The 23,756-nt window shown below is 59.6% G+C and carries 21 protein-coding genes and 2 CRISPR repeat arrays; of the genes, 10 read left to right on the top strand and 11 right to left on the bottom strand.

The window, feature by feature from the left end:
• The first annotated feature begins 57 nt into the window (after window positions 1-57).
• Window positions 58-414 (top strand): VOC family protein, encoded by a 357-nt coding sequence (locus ACFQY0_RS14565; protein WP_379713711.1) that lies wholly within the window; start codon window positions 58-60, stop codon window positions 412-414.
• Window positions 415-466: 52 nt separating this feature from the next.
• Window positions 467-1,078, top strand: coding sequence for a spermine/spermidine synthase domain-containing protein (locus ACFQY0_RS14560; RefSeq protein ID WP_379713709.1), 612 nt, complete (start codon window positions 467-469; stop codon window positions 1,076-1,078).
• A gap of 529 nt (window positions 1,079-1,607) precedes the next feature.
• On the opposite strand, the gene ACFQY0_RS14555 is transcribed toward ACFQY0_RS14560, so the two are convergent.
• The 4 genes from ACFQY0_RS14555 to ACFQY0_RS14540 all read right to left on the bottom strand — a co-directional run bounded on the left by ACFQY0_RS14555 (window position 1,608) and on the right by ACFQY0_RS14540 (window position 5,688).
• Window positions 1,608-1,958 carry a hypothetical protein gene (locus ACFQY0_RS14555; protein WP_379713708.1) on the bottom strand — a complete coding sequence of 117 codons (351 nt, stop codon included), beginning with the start codon at window positions 1,956-1,958 and terminating at the stop codon, window positions 1,608-1,610.
• Window positions 1,955-3,820, bottom strand: coding sequence for a glycerophosphodiester phosphodiesterase (locus ACFQY0_RS14550; protein WP_379713707.1), 1,866 nt, complete (start codon window positions 3,818-3,820; stop codon window positions 1,955-1,957). The genes ACFQY0_RS14555 and ACFQY0_RS14550 overlap by 4 nt, the downstream gene beginning before the upstream one ends.
• A 100-nt stretch (window positions 3,821-3,920) precedes the next feature.
• The gene (locus ACFQY0_RS14545; RefSeq protein WP_379713705.1) at window positions 3,921-5,069 is read right to left on the bottom strand and encodes a hypothetical protein; all 1,149 of its coding nucleotides are present in this window, start codon (window positions 5,067-5,069) and stop codon (window positions 3,921-3,923) included.
• Window positions 5,070-5,163: 94 nt separating this feature from the next.
• A complete protein-coding gene (locus ACFQY0_RS14540; protein ID WP_379713703.1) occupies window positions 5,164-5,688 on the bottom strand; it encodes a DUF2062 domain-containing protein in 525 nt (174 codons plus the stop codon).
• A gap of 130 nt (window positions 5,689-5,818) precedes the next feature.
• On the opposite strand from ACFQY0_RS14540, the gene ACFQY0_RS14535 reads away from it, so the two are divergent.
• From ACFQY0_RS14535 to ACFQY0_RS14510, 6 genes are all read left to right on the top strand, one after another.
• Complete coding sequence (locus ACFQY0_RS14535; protein WP_379713701.1) at window positions 5,819-6,754, top strand: undecaprenyl-diphosphate phosphatase; 936 nt, start codon at window positions 5,819-5,821, stop codon at window positions 6,752-6,754.
• 623 nt (window positions 6,755-7,377) lie between these two features.
• Window positions 7,378-8,403, top strand: coding sequence for a helix-turn-helix transcriptional regulator (locus ACFQY0_RS14530; RefSeq protein WP_379713699.1), 1,026 nt, complete (start codon window positions 7,378-7,380; stop codon window positions 8,401-8,403).
• Between the two features lie 198 nt (window positions 8,404-8,601).
• Complete coding sequence (locus ACFQY0_RS14525) at window positions 8,602-9,228, top strand: murein hydrolase activator EnvC family protein (RefSeq protein ID WP_379713697.1); 627 nt, start codon at window positions 8,602-8,604, stop codon at window positions 9,226-9,228.
• A gap of 3 nt (window positions 9,229-9,231) precedes the next feature.
• Window positions 9,232-9,876 carry a thermonuclease family protein gene (locus tag ACFQY0_RS14520; protein WP_379713695.1) on the top strand — a complete coding sequence of 215 codons (645 nt, stop codon included), beginning with the start codon at window positions 9,232-9,234 and terminating at the stop codon, window positions 9,874-9,876.
• A gap of 124 nt (window positions 9,877-10,000) precedes the next feature.
• The gene (locus ACFQY0_RS14515; protein ID WP_379713693.1) at window positions 10,001-10,234 is read left to right on the top strand and encodes an antitoxin; all 234 of its coding nucleotides are present in this window, start codon (window positions 10,001-10,003) and stop codon (window positions 10,232-10,234) included.
• Window positions 10,231-10,632 carry a PIN domain-containing protein gene (locus ACFQY0_RS14510; protein WP_379713691.1) on the top strand — a complete coding sequence of 134 codons (402 nt, stop codon included), beginning with the start codon at window positions 10,231-10,233 and terminating at the stop codon, window positions 10,630-10,632. Before ACFQY0_RS14515 ends, ACFQY0_RS14510 begins: the two co-directional genes overlap by 4 nt.
• A gap of 1 nt (window position 10,633) precedes the next feature.
• On the opposite strand, the gene ACFQY0_RS14505 is transcribed toward ACFQY0_RS14510, so the two are convergent.
• From ACFQY0_RS14505 to ACFQY0_RS14495, 3 genes are all read right to left on the bottom strand, one after another.
• Window positions 10,634-11,161, bottom strand: coding sequence for a hypothetical protein (locus ACFQY0_RS14505; protein WP_379713689.1), 528 nt, complete (start codon window positions 11,159-11,161; stop codon window positions 10,634-10,636).
• Between the two features lie 188 nt (window positions 11,162-11,349).
• Window positions 11,350-13,395, bottom strand: coding sequence for an ATP-dependent DNA helicase RecG (gene recG, locus ACFQY0_RS14500; protein ID WP_379713687.1), 2,046 nt, complete (start codon window positions 13,393-13,395; stop codon window positions 11,350-11,352).
• 28 nt (window positions 13,396-13,423) lie between these two features.
• Window positions 13,424-14,785, bottom strand: a complete 1,362-nt coding sequence (locus ACFQY0_RS14495; protein WP_379713685.1) for a serine/threonine-protein kinase — start codon at window positions 14,783-14,785, stop codon at window positions 13,424-13,426.
• A 146-nt stretch (window positions 14,786-14,931) separates the two neighbouring features.
• Here ACFQY0_RS14495 and lepA point away from each other — a divergent pair, with 146 nt between their 5' ends.
• Window positions 14,932-16,731, top strand: coding sequence for a translation elongation factor 4 (lepA, locus tag ACFQY0_RS14490; RefSeq protein ID WP_379713683.1), 1,800 nt, complete (start codon window positions 14,932-14,934; stop codon window positions 16,729-16,731).
• Window positions 16,732-17,012: 281 nt separating this feature from the next.
• Window positions 17,013-17,564, top strand: a complete 552-nt coding sequence (locus tag ACFQY0_RS14485; RefSeq protein WP_379713681.1) for a fasciclin domain-containing protein — start codon at window positions 17,013-17,015, stop codon at window positions 17,562-17,564.
• 79 nt (window positions 17,565-17,643) lie between these two features.
• Here the strand turns inward: ACFQY0_RS14485 and ACFQY0_RS14480 are convergent, their stop codons facing one another.
• From ACFQY0_RS14480 to cas5e, 4 genes are all read right to left on the bottom strand, one after another.
• Window positions 17,644-18,831: a S1 family peptidase gene (locus ACFQY0_RS14480; RefSeq protein ID WP_379713679.1), complete on the bottom strand. Its 1,188-nt coding sequence runs from the start codon at window positions 18,829-18,831 to the stop codon at window positions 17,644-17,646.
• 130 nt (window positions 18,832-18,961) lie between these two features.
• Window positions 18,962-19,295: direct repeats of the CRISPR family, unit length 29 nt; unit sequence CGGGTCATCCCCACGTGTGTGGGGAAAGC.
• Window positions 19,296-19,385: 90 nt separating this feature from the next.
• A CRISPR array of direct repeats spans window positions 19,386-21,550; the repeat unit is 29 nt; unit sequence CGGGTCATCCCCACGTGTGTGGGGAAAGC.
• Between the two features lie 118 nt (window positions 21,551-21,668).
• Window positions 21,669-21,980 carry a type I-E CRISPR-associated endoribonuclease Cas2e gene (cas2e, locus tag ACFQY0_RS14475; protein ID WP_379713677.1) on the bottom strand — a complete coding sequence of 104 codons (312 nt, stop codon included), beginning with the start codon at window positions 21,978-21,980 and terminating at the stop codon, window positions 21,669-21,671.
• Complete coding sequence (gene cas1e, locus ACFQY0_RS14470; RefSeq protein WP_379713675.1) at window positions 21,977-22,873, bottom strand: type I-E CRISPR-associated endonuclease Cas1e; 897 nt, start codon at window positions 22,871-22,873, stop codon at window positions 21,977-21,979. The genes cas2e and cas1e overlap by 4 nt, the downstream gene beginning before the upstream one ends.
• Before the next feature lie 101 nt (window positions 22,874-22,974).
• Entirely contained in the window at window positions 22,975-23,748 is a 774-nt protein-coding gene (cas5e, locus tag ACFQY0_RS14465) for a type I-E CRISPR-associated protein Cas5/CasD (protein WP_379713673.1), read from the bottom strand.
• Window positions 23,749-23,756: the final 8 nt, after the last annotated feature.

The raw sequence follows: 23,756 nt of genomic DNA, 5'->3' as shown, positions 1-23,756 counted from the left end.
CGATTCATCCCATCCGTCCTGGGCCTGATTTTGGGAATGATTGGGAAATGATATGTTATGAAAGTGGAAAAGGTGAAATACGTGTTGTGGGCGGCGGATTGGCGACGCTGTGTCGCCTTTTATCGTGATCTGTTCGACGGGGAGGTCACAATGGAGATGGAAGTGTGGAGCGAGGTGATCGTCGCCGGATCCACGATCGGGATTCATGGTGGAGGCGAAGGGAAACGCACCTGGACAGGCTTGTCGTTCCAACTCGATGACTTGCGTGAAGGCATCGAGTTACTGAAAAAGCACGGCGGTGATCTGACCCGCGAACCGGTCGATACCGAAGAGGATCCGCTGCATCTCGCGATGTGCATCGATCCCGAGGGGAATGAGTTCATGATGACCCAGAAGCGCCGATCAGCGGATTGAGATGAAGGAGACAAAGAATCTTGCGCGGTGCAGCGCACCGGATGGGAGCCTGATGGTGCTTCAAGAACACGATGGCGAGTTTTTCATGAAGGTCGATGGCGTGACCCTGATGAGCACGATCGCCACGGCATCCGAGCAATTGATGGCGGAGCTGGCTTGCGAGTCGGGAGCACGACGGGTGCTGATCGGTGGGCTGGGATTTGGTTTTACGCTGCGAAAAGTACTCGAACTCTGCGGTCCGGATGCAAAAGTGGAAGTGGCCGAGCTCTTACCGGAGGTGGTGGCCTGGAACCGGGAGTTTCTTCGGGAAGTCAATGGGGCCTTGTTGGACGACCCGCGGGTGACAATCCATGTCGGCGATGTGAAGGAGTGCATCGATCGAGCATCGGGCGGAAAGTTCGATGCGGTGATGTTGGATGTGGACAATGGTCCCGACTCGCTGGTGCATCGCGACAACGACCGGCTCTATGGCCGCCGGGGATTCAAGAAGGTGAAGTCGGCGCTCTCTGCCAAGGGCCGGGTGGTTTACTGGTCGGCAAACCGCGACAAGGGCTTCGAGAGGGAACTCGCGAAGGAGTTCGTCAATGTGCGATCGGTCGGAGCGAAGGCGTATCCGGCGGCGAAGAAGTTTTCGCACACGCTGTTTGTGGCGGACCGGGGGTGATGGTGGTGGCAAAACTGCGCTCGTAAAATGCGCTTTCCTTCCGCGCAAGAATCTCGTCATTGTTAGGTATTTGGGGTCGTGGGTTTGGGGTTGGTCCAAGAAAACGATCACAAGTTTTTTATTTACGGCAAATCTAGTAGATGCGATTTGCCTCCTCGAGCCGGCTCGCCTGCGAATCAGGGAAAAGGGGTCAGTCAAGAATGCCACCGTTTTAAGGCCTCGCAGGGCCTAGAACCGTCGGGATCGCTTGCACGTTCGATGCTCGAGGTCGAGCTGATTGAGGTGGCGGTGGTCTTGGCCATTTCCGCCACAATAGAGCCGTTCTATCGGCCTTGTGTCACGGCACGGGCTGGGGGAGCCGGGAGCGGGGAGAAGGCTTTGGCAGTCGACGTAGGTCTGTTCATGGCGCCGGGGTCCGAGCACCTGTCGGCGAGCGTTGCCGCCCTCGCGCCTGCCAATCTTGCCATCCGGGTCGGTCCCGTTTTTGAAGCATTGGGGGTCGATAATGGATAACAATCCTTCTTATCGATCACTCCTCGCCGATGGGTGGGAGGTCCTGGTATTCGGATGGGAGGGGCGGAAGATTGGGGTCGAGAGATTCGAGGGCTTCGAGATCGGGGTTGCCGTCGTTTGAAGGGGGAAGGAGTTCGGGAGGAAGGTGGTCGTCGCTTTGCTTGCTGGCTTCCTCTCGTTTCTTTTTGGCCTCTTCCTTGGCCTTCTGTGCCTCCTTCCTTGCCTTTCGCTCCTTATGGGCGTCGATGGGTTTTCTCACCGCCTGGGCTGTGCCCTTGGTGACGCCGCCGACGACTCGGAAGGGCATCTGAATGAGACCACAGGAGCTGAGGGTGAGAACCAGAGTCAGGGCGATGAGTCGAGTCACTCGGAGACGCTGACTGGGGTTTTGGAGCTAGGCAAGAATTCCCGAATGCGGGTGACAAACTCGATGAGCAGGCGTTCGCCCGGATTGAGGGTGGCTCGTTCTTCGAGGACTTTCCTGCCGATTCGAGGCACCTTGACGAGCAGGCCATCGGCGCCGCGACTGAGGACGGCGGACATGATGACCGGATCCCTGGTGTCCGTGCCGATGACTTCGATGTCCTGACGATGGAGTTTTTTGATGAGCTCGTTGCTCAGAGTTTCGGCGGGGACGATGACGAAATTGACCGGAACCTTGATGGGGCGGTCAAGCGGCGTGGTGGACAGGAATCCGACCTTCAAATTGGGGCGAATGGCGTGAAGCTCGGGGACGTGCTCAAGGCTTGCGCAGACGAGTCGAGTTCGCGGGCTGATCCCGGTCCAATCCAGGAGTTCGATGAGCTTGGCGAAAAATGCGCGACGCTCCTTCTGATCGGCAATCTCGGGAAGTAAGAGCATGAGGCCGGAGTGGTCATCGAGGAGGCCGATGGCGGTATCGAGTCGTGGGACGCGTTCTTCGCGGTATTTCGGGTGCATCCAGGAGCCGATGTCGATGGCGGCGAGCTCCTCTTCCGTGGCATCGCGAAGCTTCAGCGGATCGTTTGCGATGCGGATAAAGTCGGAGTCCGCGAAAACGACGAGCACTTTGTTAGAGAGTGACTGGACATCGATGGCGACATCGTGAGCGCCGAGATCAATGGCGCGGCGAATCGCGGTGACGGTGTTTTCAGGGGAATCGTCGGAGGCACCCCGGAGGGCGATGATGCGGGCGTCATCGGCGATGCGCAGGCGGTCGAGCCAGCGGTAGGATAGTCCGATCGTGAAGATGCCGATGACGGCAAGTGCGACGACGATGCCCCACCTGACGAGGGATGATACGATGGGATCGGGAGTCGCGGGTGGATCGTCGTGATCGAGCCCGGCGTGCCGGTAGATTCGAACGTGCTGGATGGCGAGCAGTGTGAGGTTGATGAAACCGACGAGGGTGGCGATGACGAAGGCGCAGAGAATCAGCAGGCTGAGAAGCAGGGCAAGGAGCCCCAGACGGTGGCCGAGAACTTCGGAAGCCCAGAGGGCGAGCGGCAGCCAGACGGAGTTCAGGAGGATGACGAGGAGGGGAGTGCCGAAGGCCCACAGGGCAAAGGAGAAGAATGCCTTTCGGCGATCAGGCCGGGATTTCTTTTGGCTGATGTGGTAGGCGGTGGCGGGATTTTCTGCGCGGAATAGAACGAGTGGAAGGGCGTGCACCCAGGTGACGGTGATTCGCAGAATGGCAATCATCATGAGCACTCCCACGCTGAGCAGGAGGGCGACGGCGAAGAGGAAGTCAGGGGGGCGGTGGATGAGGAAGTAGGTGAGTCCTTCGTTGCGAAATTGCACCATGATGACGCCAGCCATGACGAGCAGGAAGGGCAGGGCGACGATGAATACTTTGAGAAAGAAACGGCACGCTAGCCGGATCAGGGACGGGCAGGCTCGGGTGGTTTTTCTAAGGGCGGTGAAGAAGGACACATCGGCGTCGTGAAGCGATGCGTGGGCTGCGTAGAGCTGGGCGGAGTAGCCGAAGATGTGAACGATGATCCAGGGCGTGATGATGGCGGCGACAATGAAGGGAACGCTCGGTCCCGTGAGGAAGTCGAGCAGATCGATGTCACTGAGTCGGGCGTCTTCCGATGATGTCAGTGCGCGGCTGGTGGCCAGCGAAATGATCGGAATGGCGATGCTCAGGCTGAGGACAAGCGTTACCGTCTGAATGGCGAACATCGTCCGCCACGTGGCCCAGTAATGCTTCCAAAGGCCGTCGGGTCTGGATTCGGCTGCGGCCATGGGGGAGTTATTGTAAATCGTATTCCAGAGTCACGATGTTAGCTCGCGTGATCAGCATCATTTCGTGCAACGATTTCGCGTTCGAAGATCTTGGTCTGACTCATCGGATGAGGGGATTGGTCGGAAAATCGAGTTTGTCGTTCGGGGGCTTGGGCCGGGTGGGGGATGGCTTGGGCTGAGGGGTGGGGACGGGCACGGCTCTGGCTTGCTCCAGAACGGCGAGGATGCGGCGGTGGTCGAGCTGGATGGTGGCGTTCTGCGGGCTGTCGCTGCTGGTGGCGGCGAGCTTCATGTAGCCGGCGTCGATCTGGCGGAGGTCGTCGAGGGTGCGCATCATAACTTCGCGCCCGAGGAGTTGACGGTGGCTGCGATGGATTTTCGACTCCCGGGCAGCCGGGGGGTCTTCTTCGAGCTTGGTCTGGGCGGTGGAGATGGTCTCTGGCCATGGGCTCTCCGGGGTGTTGCAGAATGGTCGTTCCTTGAAATCGGCAAGTGCGAGCCAGGCTTCGGCGGGGGGAAGGGTGAGGAGTTTTTTGAACTCCATTTCGAGCGCGCGATCGTCGGGCTTTCCGCCATTCTGAAGGGTGAACCATTCGCGCAAGCCGGTGGATCCCTCAGGCGGGAAATCGTGGCCGAGTTCGGGCCAGGCTTCGAAGCTGGTGGGGAGGCCGAGTCCTCGGTAGTGGACGAGGGCCTTGAGCGAGGGGATGTAGTTCGGATCCTTGCGGCCGATGCCGATGAAGATGTGGCTGTCTTTGGAAAGTGGTGCTGGGTTTTTCAGCGGCGTGGGGATGTGCCCACCCATCAGGATGGCGCCGCCTCTGAGGCTTGGCTCGGCCTGCAGGAGGGCGTCGCTCATCCAGCCGCCTTTGCTATAGCCGCTGACGTAAACGCGCTTGGAATCGAGTCCCTGACTTCGAGCAAGTTCGTCGCGCACGTGACGGAAGGCCTTGAGCTCGGCAGCGATATCCTCCTCTTGGAGTTGGTATTTTCCCGGTTGCGTGTAGCCCATGCCGACGACAATCCAGTCACTTGTTCCGGTGTGTTCGCGGGTGCTCTTGGTATTCGGCCGGCCGTTGAAGCCGTGATAGTTGAATACGGCGGGCCAGGATTTGGCCGGGTCATGATTTTCAGGGAGGGAGACGAGGATGGTGTCGTCGATTCCTGGCGCCTTGAGTTCGAGTTCGGCGGCTTGGGAGGGCGGGGAAAGCGCGAGGCCAGCGACTCCGAGGGTAAGAATGAAACGCATCACAATGGCTAGTCTAGTCCAGCTTTGTGAGATGGGGAGGAGAAAGCCTCAGGGATTTCTGATCGAAGGCGCGGTGGCTGAGCTGCGGAAGCGGTCAGTTCGCGGAGCCGCGCCGCGCCGGCTCGCGAGGAGGACGGACCCGATGGCGTTTGATGGGCAGATGGTGCGGCAGGAGAGCGGAGAAAAGATGGACAAGGGGGTAGGCGATCAGCGAGAGCAGTACGCCCATCATCAGGAAGCCGATGATGAAGTTGGAGAAACCTTCCGGGAGCGAGGCGTCGGCGATGCGGGGCACGGTGATGCCAAAGGTCTCGCGCAGCCAGGCTCCGAAGCCGAGCTGAGCGGCGCGAATCGGAATCTCGGTGAGTGGATTGGTCACGAAGCAGGCGGCGATCGTGAAGGGGATGTTCACTTTGGCGCGGGTCGCAATGGCGGCGGCGGCCAGCGACTGAAAGGGCATCGGCATCATCGAGAAAAACAGCCCGATGGAAATGCCGCCGGCGACGGTGTCGCGGCAGGGGTGCCAGAGTCGCCGATCGAGGAGCTGGTGAAGAATCGGCTTCCACCAACCCCGATGACGGAGCCGCCGGTGCCGAAGAAGTCGATGGACTTTTCGCACCAGCCTCAAGTAGCGAATTTTCCAAACTCTCAGAGGCACGCCGCACCCTCATCCGGGCAGGAGCAACTATCAACCGCAAATCCCTTGCCGTGGGGCGCCGAGTCTCCATGCTGCGCGCGCCATCACGCCCATGACTTTGATTGAAGCTTGCACCCTTGGAAACGTTGGAGAGTCGTCAATGACCTGGATTCAGGCATTCATCCTCGGCATCGTCGAGGGGCTCACGGAATACCTGCCGGTTAGTTCGACCGGGCATCTTATTGTTGTTCAGCGCTTCATGGGCATCGGCCTGGAGGGGAAGGACAAGGCGGCGGCGGATTGTTTTGCGATCTGCATTCAAGCTGGCGCGATCATGGCGGTGCTCGGGCTCTACTGGCCGCGGGTGAAGCAGATGATTCTCGGCGTGCTGGGAAAAGATTCGGTGGGCTTGAAGCTCGCGATGGCTCTGGTGGCCGGATTCCTGCCTGCCGCCGTGATCGGTCTGTTGGCAAATGACTGGATCGAAGAACGGCTCTTCGGTCTGAAGCCGATCGTCGGAGCCTGGTTGGTCGGCGGCGTGGCGATTCTATTCGTCGATCGCTGGATGAAGAAAGGCGGCGGCAGCAAGGGGGTCGAACTGGCCGAGATCACGATCAAGATGGCGCTGGTGATCGGCTTTGCCCAATGCGTGGCGATGCTGCCGGGGACGAGCCGTAGTCTGATGACGATTTTGGGTGGGCTGCTTATTGGTTTGCGCTTGAGCGCGGCGGTCGAGTTCTCGTTCTTGCTTGGGGTGCTCACGCTCGGCGCCGCCACGGCGAAGAAAGCGGTGTGGAAGATCGAGGGGATTGGGGAAAAGTATGATGCCTGGGGTGGCGGGGCACTCCTGATGTGGGATGAGTACGGTCTCATGCCTCTCTTTGTTGGAGTGGTCGCGGCGACGATTTCCGCGGCGATCGCCGTGAAGTGGATGGTCGGCTACTTGAACCGCAAGGGCCTGGGTGTCTTCGGCTGGTATCGAATTGCCGCAGCCATCGGAGTGGGTATTTTGATTCTAACAGACTTCCACGGCTTTGCCTCGGCCTGAGTCCTGTGGGGGCGCGAGGGTGAAAGGTCTCTAGGCCTCCCTAGTGTTCATGAAGGCCTCTTCGGAGGCAGCAGGTTTCCATCGACGTTCCGCGGAGAAAATGGCATGAACCGATCATGGAGAGCAAACCCGGTCCACGATTATCCGCGATCCCGGGATTGGCGATCATCGGCTTGTTGCTTACTGGGATCGCAGGATTGGTGCACGCGTTCCTCTTCGCTGCGGCATTGAGCCTCGTCGCGTCCGCCGTGGCATTCGGCGCGCTGTTGTACCTTTACGTCGTGCCCCGATAGAAGCGCTGCGTCTGATGCCTGCCGAGGGGGACTCCCTCACGTCGACTGTCGGCTGAGCTTCAAGAGGGCGAGCCAAGCGCTTGGCAGAAAGGCCGTCCCCAGGGCCATCCCGAGCAGAAGGGCCATCCCGAAAAGGGAGAGCGCCAGCGATTTTTAGCCAAATTGGGTGGCTGGGGGCAAAAAATCTCTGACGCTCTGGGGGGATTTCGGGGGGATTTCAGGGGGAGATCGGTTCTCGGGGAGAATGCGTCACTACCATGCACTTTGGTATCGGACAAATACGGGGGGATACTTCTTGTGCGTGAAAAATAGCTTATTAGGCTCGGATTTATGTCGGAGCACGGCAATCGCCGGGTCGGTGGCTCTCGCCGCCCGATCCACCGCATTCACCTGATCCATGAGGCGGTGAAGGAGGGCGGCTACCCGAATTGCCGGAGCTTGGCGGAGCGTCTGGAGGTGACCGACAAGACCATTCAGCGCGACGTGACTTTCATGCGCTGCGATCTCGGTCTGCCACTGGAGTACGACCGGCGGATGCATGGGTACGTCTACACGGGGGCGGTCGATGAGCACACCACGATCGGCATGGGGGCCAAGGAGCTGGCGGGGTATCTGCTTGCGCGTGAGGCGATTGGAGCGGTGAGGGGCACGGGGATCGAGCAGGTGGTGCGCGAGATGTTTTCGCAGCTGAACCGGATGGTGGAGTATCAGGTGAACGTCCCTTGTGACCACGTTGAGCAGCTCATTTCCCGGCGGACCAGGGGGCTGGCGCGGACTGATCCGGAGACCTTCGGGCGATTGGCCGAAGCGCTGCTCGGGCAGCTTGAGGCGAGCTTCCATTATCACAAGATCGGTGCCGAGCGAACCGAGCCGCGAAGGGTGCAACCCTACCATCTCGGCGAGGTCGACGGCTGCTGGTACCTGATCGGCATGGATTTGAAGAGGAATGCCTTGCGGACATTTGCCCTTCCTCGGATTTCTCGAGTTCACGTGGAAACGGTGTCATTCGTTCGGCCTGCGGAGTTTGACGGCGCGGGTTACCTTGATCGCTCGTTCAGCGTCTGGTCGGTGCAGGAGGGCGAGACAGCCCAGCTGGTGCAGGTGAAGCTTCGCGGCTATGCGGCACGGATGGCTCAGGAGCGGCGCTGGCATCCGACCCAGGAACTCAAGCGGCTGGACACAGCCGGCGAACTCGTCGAGCTGCGCTTTCAAGTCAGCCGGCCGGAAGAACTGCTGCGCTGGGTGCTCAGCTGGGGCAGCAAGGCGAAAGTCGTGGGACCCGAGTGCTTGAAACAACGGGTCAGCATGGAATTGACCCGCATGCGGGACGAAGAAACTCTGGACTGGGGAGATTGACGAGGATCCCTCCCGAGGATCTGAGGGCGATTGGGGGCACGGAGAACCGACGGGCAGCTCGGTTTTTTTGTTAGGAAGTGTGAATATTACGGTTCTTGGCGGCGCCTGATTTCGCTTGCCCGTCGGGCCTTGCACGCGTGGACTTGTGACGTGACGTTTTGTCAGACCAAACCCATCGCTCGCCTGCCAGCCTTACTCGTGTTGCTGGCACTTTGGCTGAGCCTAGGAGCCACTCTTCAGGGAGCCAATACGGTAAGAATCGCGATTTCAGACGGATTTGATTTCCCTGTCGGGAAGCCCAATGCCGCCGGCTACTACAAGGCGCGCGGGATGCGTCTGCGTGCGCCGGTGCACTTTGGCGAGGACTGGAATGGCCGGGGCGGTGGCGATAGCGATATGGGTGATCCGGTCTACTCGATTGCCAACGGCATCGTCGTGTGGGCCTATGATGTCCGGGCGGGGTGGGGAAACGTGGTGATCATCCGTCATGCTTACCGTGATCCGGGCACCGGGCAGGTGAAGCACTGCGATTCGCTCTATGGGCATTTGCGCGAGATGAACGTCAAGGTGGGGAGCACCGTGAAACGCGGTGACAAGATCGGAACCATCGGGAACAACCGCGGCATGTATGCCGCTCACTTGCATTTCGAAATCCGGCACAATCTCCACATCGGCATGCTGCGCAACAACGTGTCCCGGGACTTGAACAACTGGGCGGACCCCACGGTTTTCATCAACAAATACCGCCGGCTCAACAAGGAGTGGAGCAAGCAGGCGGTGCCGATCGGAACTTGTCCGGAGTACAAAGGCTTCAAAGGCCTCTAACCGATGGGCGTCAAGGCGAAGCAGACTTCGTGGCCGGTGTTGGTGCTGGTCATCCTGGCCTTCGTGCTGTGGCTGAAAGATCACAAGCGGGATCTGGTGGCGGCGATTGCCGGAGAAGAGAAGGCGGCTGCGGTGGATGGACGCTACGAGCGCTTTGAGGGATGCCACCTGCTCGAGAACCGCCGCAACGATGGCGATAGCTTCAGTGTGAAGTTCCCGAACGGTCGGGTGGAGGAGATGAGGTTGTACTTCGTGGATGCGCCGGAGTCGGCCTTCAAAAGTTATGGGGGAGGTCGTAACAACCACGATCGGATTGCCGATCAGGGAAGGAATCTCGGCGTTTCATCGGAGCGGGCGGTGGAGATCGGTGTGGAGGCGAAGAGATTCGTGCACGATCGTTTAAAAGGCGAATCGTTCACGGTCTTCACCGAGTGGGATGATCCCTTCGGAGATCATCGCTATCATGCGTTTGTCGAGATGCCGGACGGTGGCTGGCTGCATGAGGATCTGGTCGAGCGTGGCCTGGTGCGGATTCACACGAAAGGCCAGGATGTACCGGGGGGATTGCGGCGCGACGCGCAGGAGCGGCATTTGAAGGACCTGGAAAGCGAGGCCCGGAAGAGCGGACGTGGGGTCTGGGGGAGGTGAGAAAGCATCGAGATTCTCTCGACTGTTACTAGGCGGACAGGAATTCCGCGAGCCGCAGCGTTCAGAATGAACACGCTCCGTTCACTAGGTTGACGCCGATGTTCTCTGATGGTATATACCGGATATGACAACCACGGTTTTTCTGAATGGGCGCTCGCAGGCGGTGCGGATTCCGAAGGATTTTCGCTTTGAGGGGAAGGAGGTGTCGGTGCGCCGTGTTGGCGACGGGGTGCTGCTCGAGCCACTGAAGGCGGGGGCTTGGCCGGAGGGGTATTTTGAAGCGATCCGGATTGATGATCCTGGCTTCGAAAGGGGCGATCAGGGGGAGCTTCCGAAACTGGTCGATCTGGGTGAATGAAGTACCTGCTCGATACGAATGTCTGCATCCGTGCGATGCGGGGAAATGCGAGGGTGATTGGTCGGATGCGCGCCTGCACGCCGGATGATTGCGGGGTGTCGATGGTGAGTGTGTTCGAACTCTTCGCGGGTGTGGAGCGGTGCCGCGATCCGGAGACGGAAGCCCGCAAGGTGATGAGCTTTTTGGAGCCGCTTCATCTCCTGCCCTTTGATTGGGATTCGGCGATGAAGTCGGCGGGGCTGCGATGGATTTTGGAGAAGGGAGGGAACAGGATCGGGCCCTATGATCTTCATCTTGCGGGTCAGGCATTGGCCTTGGATGTGACTTTGGTGACGCACAATACCCGCGAGTTCGGCCGGGTTGATGGCTTGGTGTTAGAGGATTGGGAAGAGGGCTAGACTACTCGCGCTGAGCATCGACCTCGGCGAGGAGGTCGCGGGTTGCGAGGGCGTTCTTGATGGCGGGAATGGTGATCGTTGAATTCTGCTGGCCACCAGCGGTCGTCATCATCGAGAGGAGGCCGATGTCTGAATCGTTTCGATCCTTGATTTGATAATCCACGATCTGACGGAAGTGGATTTTGCGGTCGGACTTGAGGTCGATGATTCTTAGGAAAGCTCCTTCGACGGAAGCTTTGAACTGATCAGCCCGGCGGGAAGCGCGGTAGTGGCCGATGGTGCGTTTGTAGAGGCATCCCATGAGGAACGTGATGATCGCGGCGGCGGAGACACAGGCCAACATGCTGATCATGGGAAGCCACGAATGCGTGGTTTCTTCAACAATCAGGTTTTGGCAAAAAAGCGCGACGATGAACATGACGATACTTAAAAGGAGGCTGAAGGCGATTGCTTCCAGAGTAGCGTGATGACGGATGAATTCGTCCCGATCGATGGCGATCTCGAAAGTATGAGGAGTGGTGTTCGTCATGCCGGAGAGCTTCGCTGACGCGGAGTGCTACGGCTATTCCAAGCGGATAGGTCGTTTGGAATATCCGACGGCTTCTTATGGAGCATCGACCTTACTGTCGATGGGCCGCCCCAGCGCCTCATCGATGACGCCATCCATCCTACCCCGGACCGATCCATCGACAATAAGGTCGATGCTCCGGAAGGGGTTCATGCCGAGGCGATGGGGTCGGCGGGGGGCTCGTGGATGAGGGGGAGGAGCTTGGCGTGAGGACCTGTTAGGGTGGGGTCGGCGGCGATGACTTCGTCGGCCAGAGCGCGGGCTTCGCGGAGCAGGGCGGTGTCGGCGAGGAAGTCGGGAAAGCGCAGGTCGCCGAGGCCGCTTTGCATGGTGCCCAGAACGTCCCCGGGTCCGCGCAGGCGGAGGTCTTCTTCGGCGATCAGAAATCCGTCGCTGGTCTTGGCCATGACGCCGAGCTTTTCCATGGCGTCCTCGCTTTTCCCGTCGGTTAGAAGGATGCAGTAGCTCTTGTGTTCGCCACGACCGATGCGGCCGCGCAGCTGGTGAAGCTGGGCGAGCCCGAAGCGTTCGGCGTGGTTGATGATCATCAGGTTGGCGTTCGGGACATCGACGCCGACTTCGATGACGGTGGTGGCGACGAGCACGTCGATCTCGCCATCGCGGAAACGCCGCATGATGGATTCCTTTTCCTCGGGGTCGACTTTGCCGTGGATGAGACCGACCTGGTATTTGGAGAGACGCTTTTGCCATTTCTCATAGGCGGCGGTGGCGGACTCGGCTTTGAGCTTTTCGCTTTCCTCGACGAGCGGGTAGACGAGGTAGGCCTGGCGTCCGGCGTCGAGCTGGTCTTTGACGAATTGGGTGAGGTCACTCTGCTTCGGTTTGACGCGCAGGGCGGTGACCATTTTCCCGCGTCCGGCGGGGCGCTCATCGAGAATGGAGACATCGAGGTCGCCGTAGATCGTCATGGTCAGCGTGCGCGGGATCGGCGTGGCGGTCATGACGAGGACGTCCGGGCGCGTGCCTTGAGCGATGAGTCGGCCGCGCTGGATGACGCCGAACTTGTGCTGCTCATCGATGACGATCAGGCCGAGGTCCTCGAAGGCGACGGAGTCGTAGAGCAGGGCGTGGGTGCCGATGATGACCTGCGGTTCTCCTTCGAGGTCGATGTGCGAGTTTTCCTGGCGGTTGGCGGTGCGCAGGGCGACGCGGATGCCGAGCGGTTCGAGCCATTTCCTGAAAGTGAGGTAATGCTGCTCCGCGAGGATCTGGGTGGGCGCCATGAGCGCGGCCTGCACGCCGGAATCAATGGCGAGAAGCATGCTGGCCATGGCGACGAAGGTCTTTCCCGAGCCGACATCTCCCTGAAGAAGCCGGTTCATCGGTCGCGGCTGGCGGAGGTCGCCGATGATCTCCTTGATGGAGCGCTTCTGGGCGCCTGTCAGGTCAAAAGGGAGGCTTTCGTAGAAGGCTTTGAGGTGGGTGGTCTTCTTGCCAAGCACGCGACCGCTGGAGTGGATGATGCGTGAGCGGCGCCAGACGACGTTGAGCTGGAGGGCGAAGAATTCTTCGAGGGCGAAGCGGCGTCGGGCGGCTTCTCTTTGCTCCATGGCATCGGGGAAATGGACCTCCCGGTAGGCTTCGTGGCGCGGATAGGTGGGGTCGGCGTCGAAGGCGGGAGCAAGGCTGTCAGGATCGATCTCCTTGAGCAGGAAGTACTGGATCTCTCGTAGTCGGCGCTGGGCGATGCCGGAGATGTTCCTGTAGATCGGAACGATGCGTTCGAGATGGATGGAGGGTCCGGCGTCGTCCCTGATGACCTCGAACTCCGGGTGATCGATGACGATGCGGCCTTGGAAATCCTTCGGTTTTCCGTGGAGGATGACTTCCTGACCTGCGGCGAGCACTTTGCTCAGGAAAGGCATGTTGAACCAGCGGCAGGTGATCGTCGCTGGGCCAAGTGCGGGTTGGCCGGAAGCGTCGGCCACGATGGCCTCGTAGAAGCGCACCCGGCCGCCGAAGCGGTTGCGGGTATCGATGACGGTGCCGCGAATGCAGATCGGCGGGCCGCCGGGTGCGGCGGGAAAGGCATCGAAGCGGCGTCGGTCTTCGTAGCGTTTCGGCAACCAGTCGAGGACCTGACGGGCGCAGCGCAGGCCGACGGCGGAAAGTGCGAGGACTTCCTTGGGTGTCAGGAAATCGCAGGCGGCGAGTTCGGAGTCGGCGGGGATCAAGGTGGGGCGCGTGAGGGCGGTGGGAGGCTCAATCGAGGACTTCGAGCTGACGAGGCGCGGTCATTCTAAGGAGGAACTTTCTCGGGCTGTTTTCCGAGGTCCAGCGGCCGGAGAAGCGGGCATGTCTGCCCGCGAGCCCGTCAAGAGTGCTGAGGTCAAAGTCCTCCCAATCGGAGAGTCGGAACATCGCCCAAAGTGTTTGGTTTCCCTCGGTGGTCGTGAAACGGATGTATTTTGTTTTCCCGGTGCGGCTGGTCTCGATCGCCGCGATGGTCCCCTCGACGGTGGCTTTTTCACCGAGGGTGATGAGCGCGTTGGCTTCGGCTTTGGCCGCCATTTCCGCGGCGCGGCGGTTCATGGCCTCGACGGCGGACTCGGCAGCCGGGGCGGGTTTCGCGCTCGGGGCAGGAGTGGACGCGACGGCTGGAGCTTTCGAACCGGCATCGACTTCTTGGTCGGACGAACTCGATTCGGGCTCAGCGGGCGCGGCTGCGGGAGCTTGAGCGGGAGGCGGATTTTCTGCAACGACCGGCGCGGTTCCCGCAGGAGGAGTGAAATGTTTCCAGCCGAGGATGCCTGCCACGCTGAGCGCGAGGAGACTGGCGAGGACCCACGGCCAGACGACCGGACGGTTGACGAAAACGACCTGTTGGGGCGGTGGAGGGTTCATGGCCGGAGCGGCGGCGCCTTGCGCGGCAGAGGCTTCCACAATCGTGGCGGGTTCGTGGAGGGCGGCTCTCGCTTGCGCAAGGTTCCAGACGTTCGGCTCGTCGCGCAGCGTCTTCACCCAGGCGCCGAGACCCCCGCCGGAGTTTCTGGAGATCATTTGGCCGCGCCAGCCCATGAGCTCTTCGACCATTTCGAGCAGGGGCTTGAGGTTCGAACGGGCGCTGGAATCTCCGAGCCAGCGGATCGGACAAATCCAGAACGTGATGGGACGATCGGGGTCCTCATCGGAAATGATGATCGTGCGGGGATCGGTCTCCACCCAGATGGCGTCTTCGCCGAAAATCTCTGAGAGCACCTGTGACGTCTCCAAGGCCAGATCGGCCAGGGTGCGGACGGATTCCGAGCTGAGCGAGCCGTCATGGAGGCGCTGGCTGAGCATTTCTCCCTCCAGCCACTCAGTCACGAGGAACGGCATGCCGTCGACGGGGTCGCTGCCACCATCGATGACGGTCCTCAGGGCGGGGTGTGAGATGCCTTGGAGGCGCTTGACGCCCGCTTCGTAGGCCTTTTTTTCCTCATCCTCGAGTCCGCCTCCATCGGGGCCGAAGGGGAAAAACCGGCGCAGCACGACTTCCCTGCCGGTTTCGCGATCGGTGGCGTGGAAGGACACGCCGCTGCCGTCCTGGCTGAGGATGTCGAGGATTTCGTAGCGATTGGTCACTTGGCTGAGAATTAGCAGAGGAAATGGGGGGTCGGCAATGCTACGGAAGGGTTTGAGGCTTACCACGTTCTTTTTCCGTGATTTTCCCGCGAGTCCGGGCTTTCCTCCGCCCGCCCGGGGGTAACTCCGGTGTCATTGATCTGACCATGTCCACCGAGCTTACACGCAATTTTTCGATCATCGCCCACATTGATCACGGCAAAACGACCCTCTCGGACCGTTTGTTGGAGTTCACGAGCACGATTTCGGATCGCCAGAAGCAGGACCAGCTGCTCGATGCGATGGATCTGGAGCGGGAAAAAGGGATCACGATCAAATCCCACCCGGTGGCCATGAAATACAAGGCCAAGGATGGGAAGACGTACAACCTGAACCTGCTCGATACACCGGGCCACGTCGACTTCTCCTACGAGGTCGCTCGCTCGCTCGCAGCCTGTGAGGGCGCGATCCTGATGATCGATGCCGCGCAGGGCGTGGAGGCGCAAACGATGGCCAACCTTCACCTCGCGCTCGATCAGAACCTTCTGATCATCCCCGTGCTCAACAAGATCGACCTGCCCGCCGCAGACGTCGACAAGTGCAAGCAGCAGCTCGAGGACATCCTCGCGATCCCCGCGGAGGATGCGATTCCCGCTTCGGCGAAAAATGGCATCGGTATCGAAGACATTCTCGAAGCGGTCGTCGCCCGGGTGCCCGCACCTGTCGAGAACCCCGACAAGCTTCTGCGCGCCACGGTCTTCGACTCGATTTATGATGCCTTCCGCGGGGTGGTCTCCTACGTGCGGGTGTTCTCCGGCTCGATCCGCAAGGGTCAGCGCATCAAACTCTTTGCAACCGGCAAGACCTACGAGGTGAAGGAGTGCGGTGTCTTCACGCCGAAGATGACCAAGCGCGACGAACTTGTCGCAGGTGATGTGGGATACTTCATCGCCAACATGAAGACCGCGGACGAAGCGAAAATTGGTGATACGGTTACTGACTCGACGCATCCCTGCCCGGAAGCACTGCCGGGTTATAAGGAGATCCAGCCGATGGTCTTCTCGGGCATCTATCCGGTGGATTCATCCGACTACGAAGCGCTCAAGATGGCGATGGGCAAGCTGCAGATCAACGATGCGGCCTTCACCTTTTCATCCGAGAGTTCGACGGCGCTCGGCTTTGGCTTCCGCTGCGGATTCCTCGGTCTGCTCCACATGGAAATCATCCAGGAACGTCTCCGCCGTGAGTTCAACATGGATGTGATTTCGACCTACCCTTCGGTCATCTATCAGGTGACGAAGACGAACGGCGAGGAAGAAATCGTCGATAACCCGACGATGCTCCCCGAGCAGCAGGTGATCCAGGAAATCCGCGAACCCATGGTGCGGATCTTCATCATGATTCCCGGCGATTACATCGGCGACATCATGGCGCTGGTGATGGAGAAGCGTGGCGAGGTCACGCACACCGAGACGATCGATGACATGCGGATCATGCTGACCGCCGAGTTGCCGCTGGCCGAGATCCTGATTGATTTCAACGACCGCATGAAGTCGATGACCCGCGGATACGGATCGATGGACTATGAGCACTGCGGTTACCGCCCTGCGAAGATGGTCAAGATGGACATCATGATTGCGAGTGAGCCGGTCGAAGCGTTTTCGACGATCGTTCACCGCGACAAGGCGGAAGGCTACGGCCGTGCGCTGGCCATCCGCTTGAAGGATGTGATTCCTCAGCAGCTTTTCGTCGTCGCGATCCAGGCCTGCATCGGTGGCAAGATCATCGCCTCCGAGCGGATCTCCGCGATGCGGAAAAACGTGACGGCCAAGTGTTACGGCGGTGACATTTCGCGTAAGCGCAAGCTGCTCGAGAAGCAGAAGAAGGGTAAGGAGAAGATGAAGGCCTTCGGCAAGGTGAACATCCCTCAGGATGCCTTCATCAAGGTGCTGAAGTCGGGAGATTAACCCGACAGGCCACGCTGCTCGCTCGTTATGGGACGAACTGAGCGGATCGAGCAATTTGAAACCCGTCATCCTGCACCCTGCACGAAACCCGCGGCAGATCGGAGGTTTTTTACCTTTCCCTCATCCATCAAATTCGAATGGGCGGGATACGTGATTCCTTGGTTATCATGGAGTTTTGATTGTCGTATCTCGGGCGTGGATAGCGGCTGGCACTGATTTTGCGATGGGCAGTGACCGCGGAGCTCCGATCTCTGCACCTCTGAAACAATCCAACCACCATCATGAAACTTACCAAAACAGCTCTCTTTCTCATGTTCCTGCCGATGGCCTTCGCCGAGCAACCGGAAACCAAACAAAAGATCGCGAAAGGAGAGATGGAACTCCCGGAACTGGGAACCATCGCCAAAATGGTGAAGGACAGTCAGAACTTCTCAATTCTGAAAGCCGCAGTGGAGGCTGCAGGGATTGCCGAAACCTTCGAGGGGAAAGGCCCCTTCACGGTCTTCGCGCCTACCGACGAAGCATTCAACAAACTCGATAAGGAAACCCTGGATGCGCTGATGCTTCCTGCCAACAAGGAGAAGCTGCGCTCGCTCTTGCTCTATCACGTCGTCGCCGGCACACGCCCCGCGGCTTCCCTGAAGGATGAAAAAATCACCTCGATGAATGGCGAAGACATCGAGGTCGATGTCGACGATGGCAAAGTGGAAATCGAAGATGATGCGAATGTCGTGAATGCCGATCTGATGGCTTCCAACGGCGTCATCCACGTGATCGACAAGGTCATCGTTCCCGAGTCCCTCGATGGCTTCGAAGGACTTGATGAAGACTGATCGCTCTCGGATCCGGCGAAGAAGGCTCCTGCCGTGAAGCGGGAGCCTTTTCGCATTTCAAGCGATGGAGCCGAGAAACTCAGCGCAGGTTGTTGGTCGCCGACTCCACTCGGTTGACGGCATCCGTGCGCCACTCGAGGGCCTGCTTGGCCTCGGCTTGTCGGTAGCCTGAGAAGCTGGTGGGCATGAAGTTCTTCGAGTCCTTGTTCAACTCCAGAAGCGCCCCACCGTAGTAGCGGGAGAACCGTTTCTTCAGATCGTTTTCAGAAATGCGCATCCGCTTGTCACCCAGTTCGATGTTCATGTCCAGCAGTTGCGAGACGGCCGGGACGTCCTTGTTCTCCTCAATGATGCTAAGAATGGTTGGGCCGGACTCACTGACGCGGGTGTCGAGCCGCAGGCCCTCCTGGGTCGGATGAAGGGCCGAGATGGCGTAGAGGATCCGGGTGTTGCGATTGAAGGTCTCCATGCGCTCCGTCTCCTGAAGGAAACTGCCGATCTTCATCGTCCGCCACTTGATCGGACGATCAAGGCGGGTGGCAAAGCGCCGGACTTCTTCAAACTCGGTGCCCTCCGCCCAGATGTCCTCGCGGGCGGCGGTGGCGTGCGTGACGAGCCCGAGAAGCTCTCCCGTTTCACCGGAGAAAATCGGGCCGCCACTGTTGCCCTGGATGACTTGATTGGAGACCTCGATCGAGTCCGGGCCAAGTGCTTTGGCCTGGCCTTCGATGACAGTCAGCACGCCCGCTCCGCCACTGTTGCCGATGGCCAGCAGGGGAGCCGAGACCTTGGCGGTGCCGTGCTTCGCGATGGTGATGTCCGACTTGAAGTCTTCTAACAACTGGATGCGTGCGAGGTCGGAATTTCCCGCAACTTCGAAGGTCCCGAACTTGGAGAACTTGCGTCCGTCGGAGTTTTTCACGGTCAGCCTTTTGTTGCCGGCGATCACGTGGGCGGCGGTGTAGAGCCGGGTGGCATCGCCTTCGTTGATGATGAAGCCGGTTCCGCTGCCGGCGTCGCCCTCAATGATCGCAATGCTGCTGAAGTTCTTTTGGACGATATCTTTTGCGAGCACGGATTTTTCCTTGGATGAGGGAACTTCAGGCTCATCTCCGGTTTCATTAGGCCCGGTTTCGTCGGCGCCGGCAGGTGAAGCCTCCTCGGTTTCGGCGATCGCCTCGTCAGTCTTTCCCTTGATATCAGCGAAACAAAGAGAGCTGCTAACAAGTGGAGCCAAGGTTCCGATGATGAGATGGCGAGACTTCATGATTGGTGGAATATATCCGCTCCGTGTTTTCCATGGAAAGCCAATAACCCGACAGTTTTGTGACCCTAGGAAGGCACGCAAATGATCCTCACATGTGTGGGGAAAGCGGGCTGGGCTTTGTCCTGCTCGGCGGGTCATCCCCACGTGTGTGGGGAAAGCTACAACGGCAGCGAAACCGTAAACCGCTCCCTCGGGTCATCCCCACGTGTGTGGGGAAAGCATGGGCCTCCCCGCCACCGGCAACACCATCCGCGGGTCATCCCCACGTGTGTGGGGAAAGCGCCTCATCTCGTCGGGCGATCTGCTGCCCCAGCGGGTCATCCCCACGTGTGTGGGGAAAGCTAAATCATGAGCTTTTCCGCAGTTGGCCAAGTCGGGTCATCCCCACGTGTGTGGGGAAAGCGTGTCTTGTAGAGGCGGTGGCCCTCAGAGACGCGGGTCATCCCCACGTGTGTGGGGAAAGCGGGTGTCCGTCATCTGCTCGAGGAAATTGGCCTGGGTCATCCACGTGTGTGGGGAAAGCGCACGAAAGCGCATGGACTGCTATACAAGACACGGGTCATCCCCACGTGTGTGGGGAAAGCACTAGGGATTTGGGGGCGGTCGGGGCCGCTTTCGGGTCATCCCCACGTGTGTGGGGAAAGCAATACCCCGTCCCGTTGTCGCTGGAGCAATACCGGGTCATCCCCACGTGTGTGGGGAAAGCGCCATTTGAGAGTGCGATCACATCGTAAGTCCCGGGTCATCCCCACGTGTGTGGGGAAAGCTGGGTTGAGGGTTTGCACGCGCCGGTGATGATCGGGTCATCCCCACGTGTGTGGGGAAAGCCTCCGGAGATGCGGCGCAACCTTCCCCCTGGACGGGTCATCCCCACGTGTGTGGGGAAAGCTCGACCAGGACCCTGGCGGGCTGGGGCAGCTGCGGGTCATCCCCACGTGTGTGGGGAAAGCTTTTATCAAGTTTGGGGCCGAAATGCGGATCCCGGGTCATCCCCACGTGTGTGGGGAAAGCTTCAGCACGATCTTGATTTTGACCCTGCCGACCGGGTCATCCCCACGTGTGTGGGGAAAGCCTCTGCCTCCTGTTCGCGCTGCACTCGTTGCGCGGGTCATCCCCACGTGTGTGGGGAAAGCGTCGTCAACGTCGGCCACTGAGAGCCGCGTTGCGGGTCATCCCCACGTGTGTGGGGAAAGCACCATTTGGCGACGGTCGGGATGTCAACGCCGCGGGTCATCCCCACGTGTGTGGGGAAAGCTTCGGGATTTGTTAGGAGTGGTGCTGAAACCCCGGGTCATCCCCACGTGTGTGGGGAAAGCTCGTGGACGTCGGGAAAAGAGGGTGGATGTATCGGGTCATCCCCACGTGTGTGGGGAAAGCCGGGAAATGAGGTTCTGCGCCTCCGCTCTATCCGGGTCATCCCCACGTGTGTGGGGAAAGCGCCACCGAGAAGCGTGGTCTTCTCGATGATTTCGGGTCATCCCCACGTGTGTGGGGAAAGCAAAACCAGACTGATAGCATATATCTATCAGCTCGGGTCATCCCCACGTGTGTGGGGAAAGCATCAGTTGAGCGCCAGTGTTGTTGTTGACCTGCGGGTCATCCCCACGTGTGTGGGGAAAGCTTCAGGTAGCGGCGTGAGACGATCAGAGCCCCCGGGTCATCCCCACGTGTGTGGGGAAAGCATCATCCATGCCTTCAAGCTTCGCTTTGGTTTCGGGTCATCCCCACGTGTGTGGGGAAAGCTGGAGCGACGAATAATAGACTCGCCTGTTTCACGGGTCATCCCCACGTGTGTGGGGAAAGCCTTTATTGAGGTTGAAGAGATACCTGAAATCACGGGTCATCCCCACGTGTGTGGGGAAAGCTCGTCAGCATACCCGGTCGCACCCGCCGCGAACGGGTCATCCCCACGTGTGTGGGGAAAGCAACGAAATCAACGACGTAGTAACAGTCTGCCACGGGTCATCCCCACGTGTGTGGGGAAAGCGAAGACATGTTGGGGCTCGACACCGAACCGCTCGGGTCATCCCCACGTGTGTGGGGAAAGCATCATGGTGGATTCTCGCCGTCTGGATCACTGCGGGTCATCCCCACGTGTGTGGGGAAAGCACAGCAAGTGCCAAAGCATTAACTAATGCAGCCGGGTCATCCCCACGTGTGTGGGGAAAGCCGAACCCGGACCAGTCTCGCGGCCGGGAATCGCGGGTCATCCCCACGTGTGTGGGGAAAGCACAAAAAAGCGCCATGAGTGAGACCCATGGCGCGGGTCATCCCCACGTGTGTGGGGAAAGCCACCACTCAGTCGAGAAAGGATCAATGACAGACGGGTCATCCCCACGTGTGTGGGGAAAGCTGTTTTACCCTCCATCGCCTGATGCGCGGCAGCGGGTCATCCCCACGTGTGTGGGGAAAGCCAGCTGCTCTTTGTCGAGTAGGAAGCGGATCGCGGGTCATCCCCACGTGTGTGGGGAAAGCCTCATGATTCCGCTGGCGGGTATCGCGAATACCGGGTCATCCCCACGTGTGTGGGGAAAGCCTCGCTGCGGATCACTGGTGCGATCACCTACGCGGGTCATCCCCACGTGTGTGGGGAAAGCTTGATTGGCTCCGGGCAAGCTCATCCTGCAGCCGGGTCATCCCCACGTGTGTGGGGAAAGCCGCACATGGTCGCGCTCCTCCCATCTCGCCGCCGGGTCATCCCCACGTGTGTGGGGAAAGCTCTGCTGCTTTCAGTGAGTTATGGTCGAAGCGAACGGTTTCCGCAATCCTTTGATGGGTGTGTCAAATTGTCCCTAAATGCAAGAGGCAGTCGGGCTATGAGCTGAATGCAGCGCTGTCTAAAAGGGGCAGTTTTCGGGATCGATCCAGCTCTCGGCAATTAATGGGATGCCGGAAAAATTGATTTCTCGGCGCCCTGTTTTGCCTTCGGGACCTATGCGTTCGATTTGATAACCTTGGCAATTGGGCGCGGATGAGATGACGAGCATGCCGAAGTCCTTCGGGGCGTTCCTCAGAATAAAGTCGGTGACCTTTCGATGAGTTCGCACGTTGAGGGTTCCGACAAAAACATTTGGTTTGGGTTCAATAAACCAGCGTTTGAGATGCCCTCGGATGGCGGGCGGGACATCGTTGCAAACTAGAACCGTCATGCCTCGCTACGGGGTTGAAGGGGGTGATTGGGCGGGGCGTCGTCGGGCGCCTCCCCCAGACCTTCGAAGAGCTTTTTGAGATCGCCGGGCATGCGACGGAGCATGCGGGTATCTTCGATTTTCTTTTTCAGGAGTTTTCTGACGAGGGTCCCGTCGTCCTTGGGGTCGATGGAGATGGCCTCGAAGGCGGCGGGCCAGGAAGTTTCGTGTTTGTACAGGTCGGCTGCATCGTAGATGAAAGGAAGGGTGCCGGCCTGATGAACAAAACCAAGCTGGGGAATGAAACCCATCGAGCAGCAGACGGCGGCGGTGAGGGCATAGAGAGAGGCATTTGAAGCGGATAGGGCACGGTTGATGCCATCGGCGAGGTTCCAGTTGGAAGTCTTGTAGTCGCGTCCTTTCCAGGTGACGCCATACTGGAGGGCGAGCCGGGCATAGGTTTCCTTAACTCGTTTTCCTTCCATTCCACGGAGTTGCTTGATGGATACGCCGTGGACTGAGGCTTGAGGAAAGCGTTGCAGGAACATCCGGCGGGCAATCTCGTTCTGAGAGCGTTTGTTTGCCCAGGCCGTGGCGTGAATGCGCGCCATCGAGTTGTCATGATTCGGCGTGACGCCGAAAGCGTAGAATCGGAGGCCGTCCTCACCGAGCCAGAAGAGCGGGCAGTTGCACTGTGCGGCAGCTTTGATGGCCGCGTGAGTGACGGTCGTGCCGGGTCCGAGAATCAGCGCAGAGATGGTTCCTACGGGGAGTCTAGTAATGAGCCCGTCGGCGCCTACCCACTTGATCGACGAGTCGTCGACTTCGATGCGGCCTTTTTCGAGGTAGATTGGCGTCCACCGGTCTTTGGCGGGCGCGAGGGTGTCGAGGGGCGGTCGTTCGAAGATTGGCATGCTTCAGTTGATTTGGTGTGGAAGGATTATATGTGATGGTGCGGCGCCGATGCCTGCCGATCCCGAAGCTTTCAAAGTGTCCGTTCTTGAATCCGCACGGGTCAGGGCCGATGGTGGCGGATGGGGCGGGCGTGAAACTCGCGATGTTGAAAACTGCGGGGTTGGTCGTAAAGCAGTTGATCGTACCTATCGTTTGCGACCTCTTCCAGTCGGTCAAAGTCCCGCCAGCGGGCGGTCTCTGGAGTCTGTGGTGAATCATTTTGCCGGGCTTCGTGGCGGCGAATGGCTGCGATGATTTGAGCAAAGGCTTCGTCGTTCGTGGCGGCAAGAAAAGCGACGACGGGTAAGGCAGGCGGGCAGGACTTTCGCCCCAGCCAGACTCCCCAGACGGGGTTTTCAAGGGCGGTTTGAATTTTCTGAAGAGTGTCCAGTTTTCCCTCCAGGATGACGGCGAAGCGAGAATCCAAGAGGTATTCGCGTTCGGTGACTTCGGTGTGAGATTGCTCGGGATTTCCGGCGACAGATTTCATTTTGCCTTCGGCGTTCCGTAGGATCATTCCGGCTTCCCATGGGTTTTTGCGGTCGTAGTTGGCTCCGATGGTATGGTAGTCCCGGAGCCGATGTGCGGGGCGTGGGCCCCATGGAGTCATGCGGGGAAGGCGGGCTACGTGAAAGTGAAGAGCGGAAAGTGGGGCAATGCGCTCGGTCTCCGTAGGATGGTATTTGTCGATGCCGATGGCGGCGGCGATGAGTCCGAGGACACCGCTTTTCGATGGGAAGGCGGCAGTGCCTCGGTGGTTGAAGCGGCTCGAATCACCCCAGCTTTGCAGCGGAGCGTCGAGCAGCAGGGCCAGCGTTGCGGTGTTATCCGACATGGTGAGGG

Origin of the sequence: Haloferula chungangensis (assembly GCF_042664875.1) — a bacterium.
GTDB lineage: Bacteria > Verrucomicrobiota > Verrucomicrobiia > Verrucomicrobiales > Akkermansiaceae > Haloferula > Haloferula chungangensis.
Note: the sequence above shows the minus strand (reverse complement) of the source record. Positions and strands in the feature narration are given on the sequence as shown.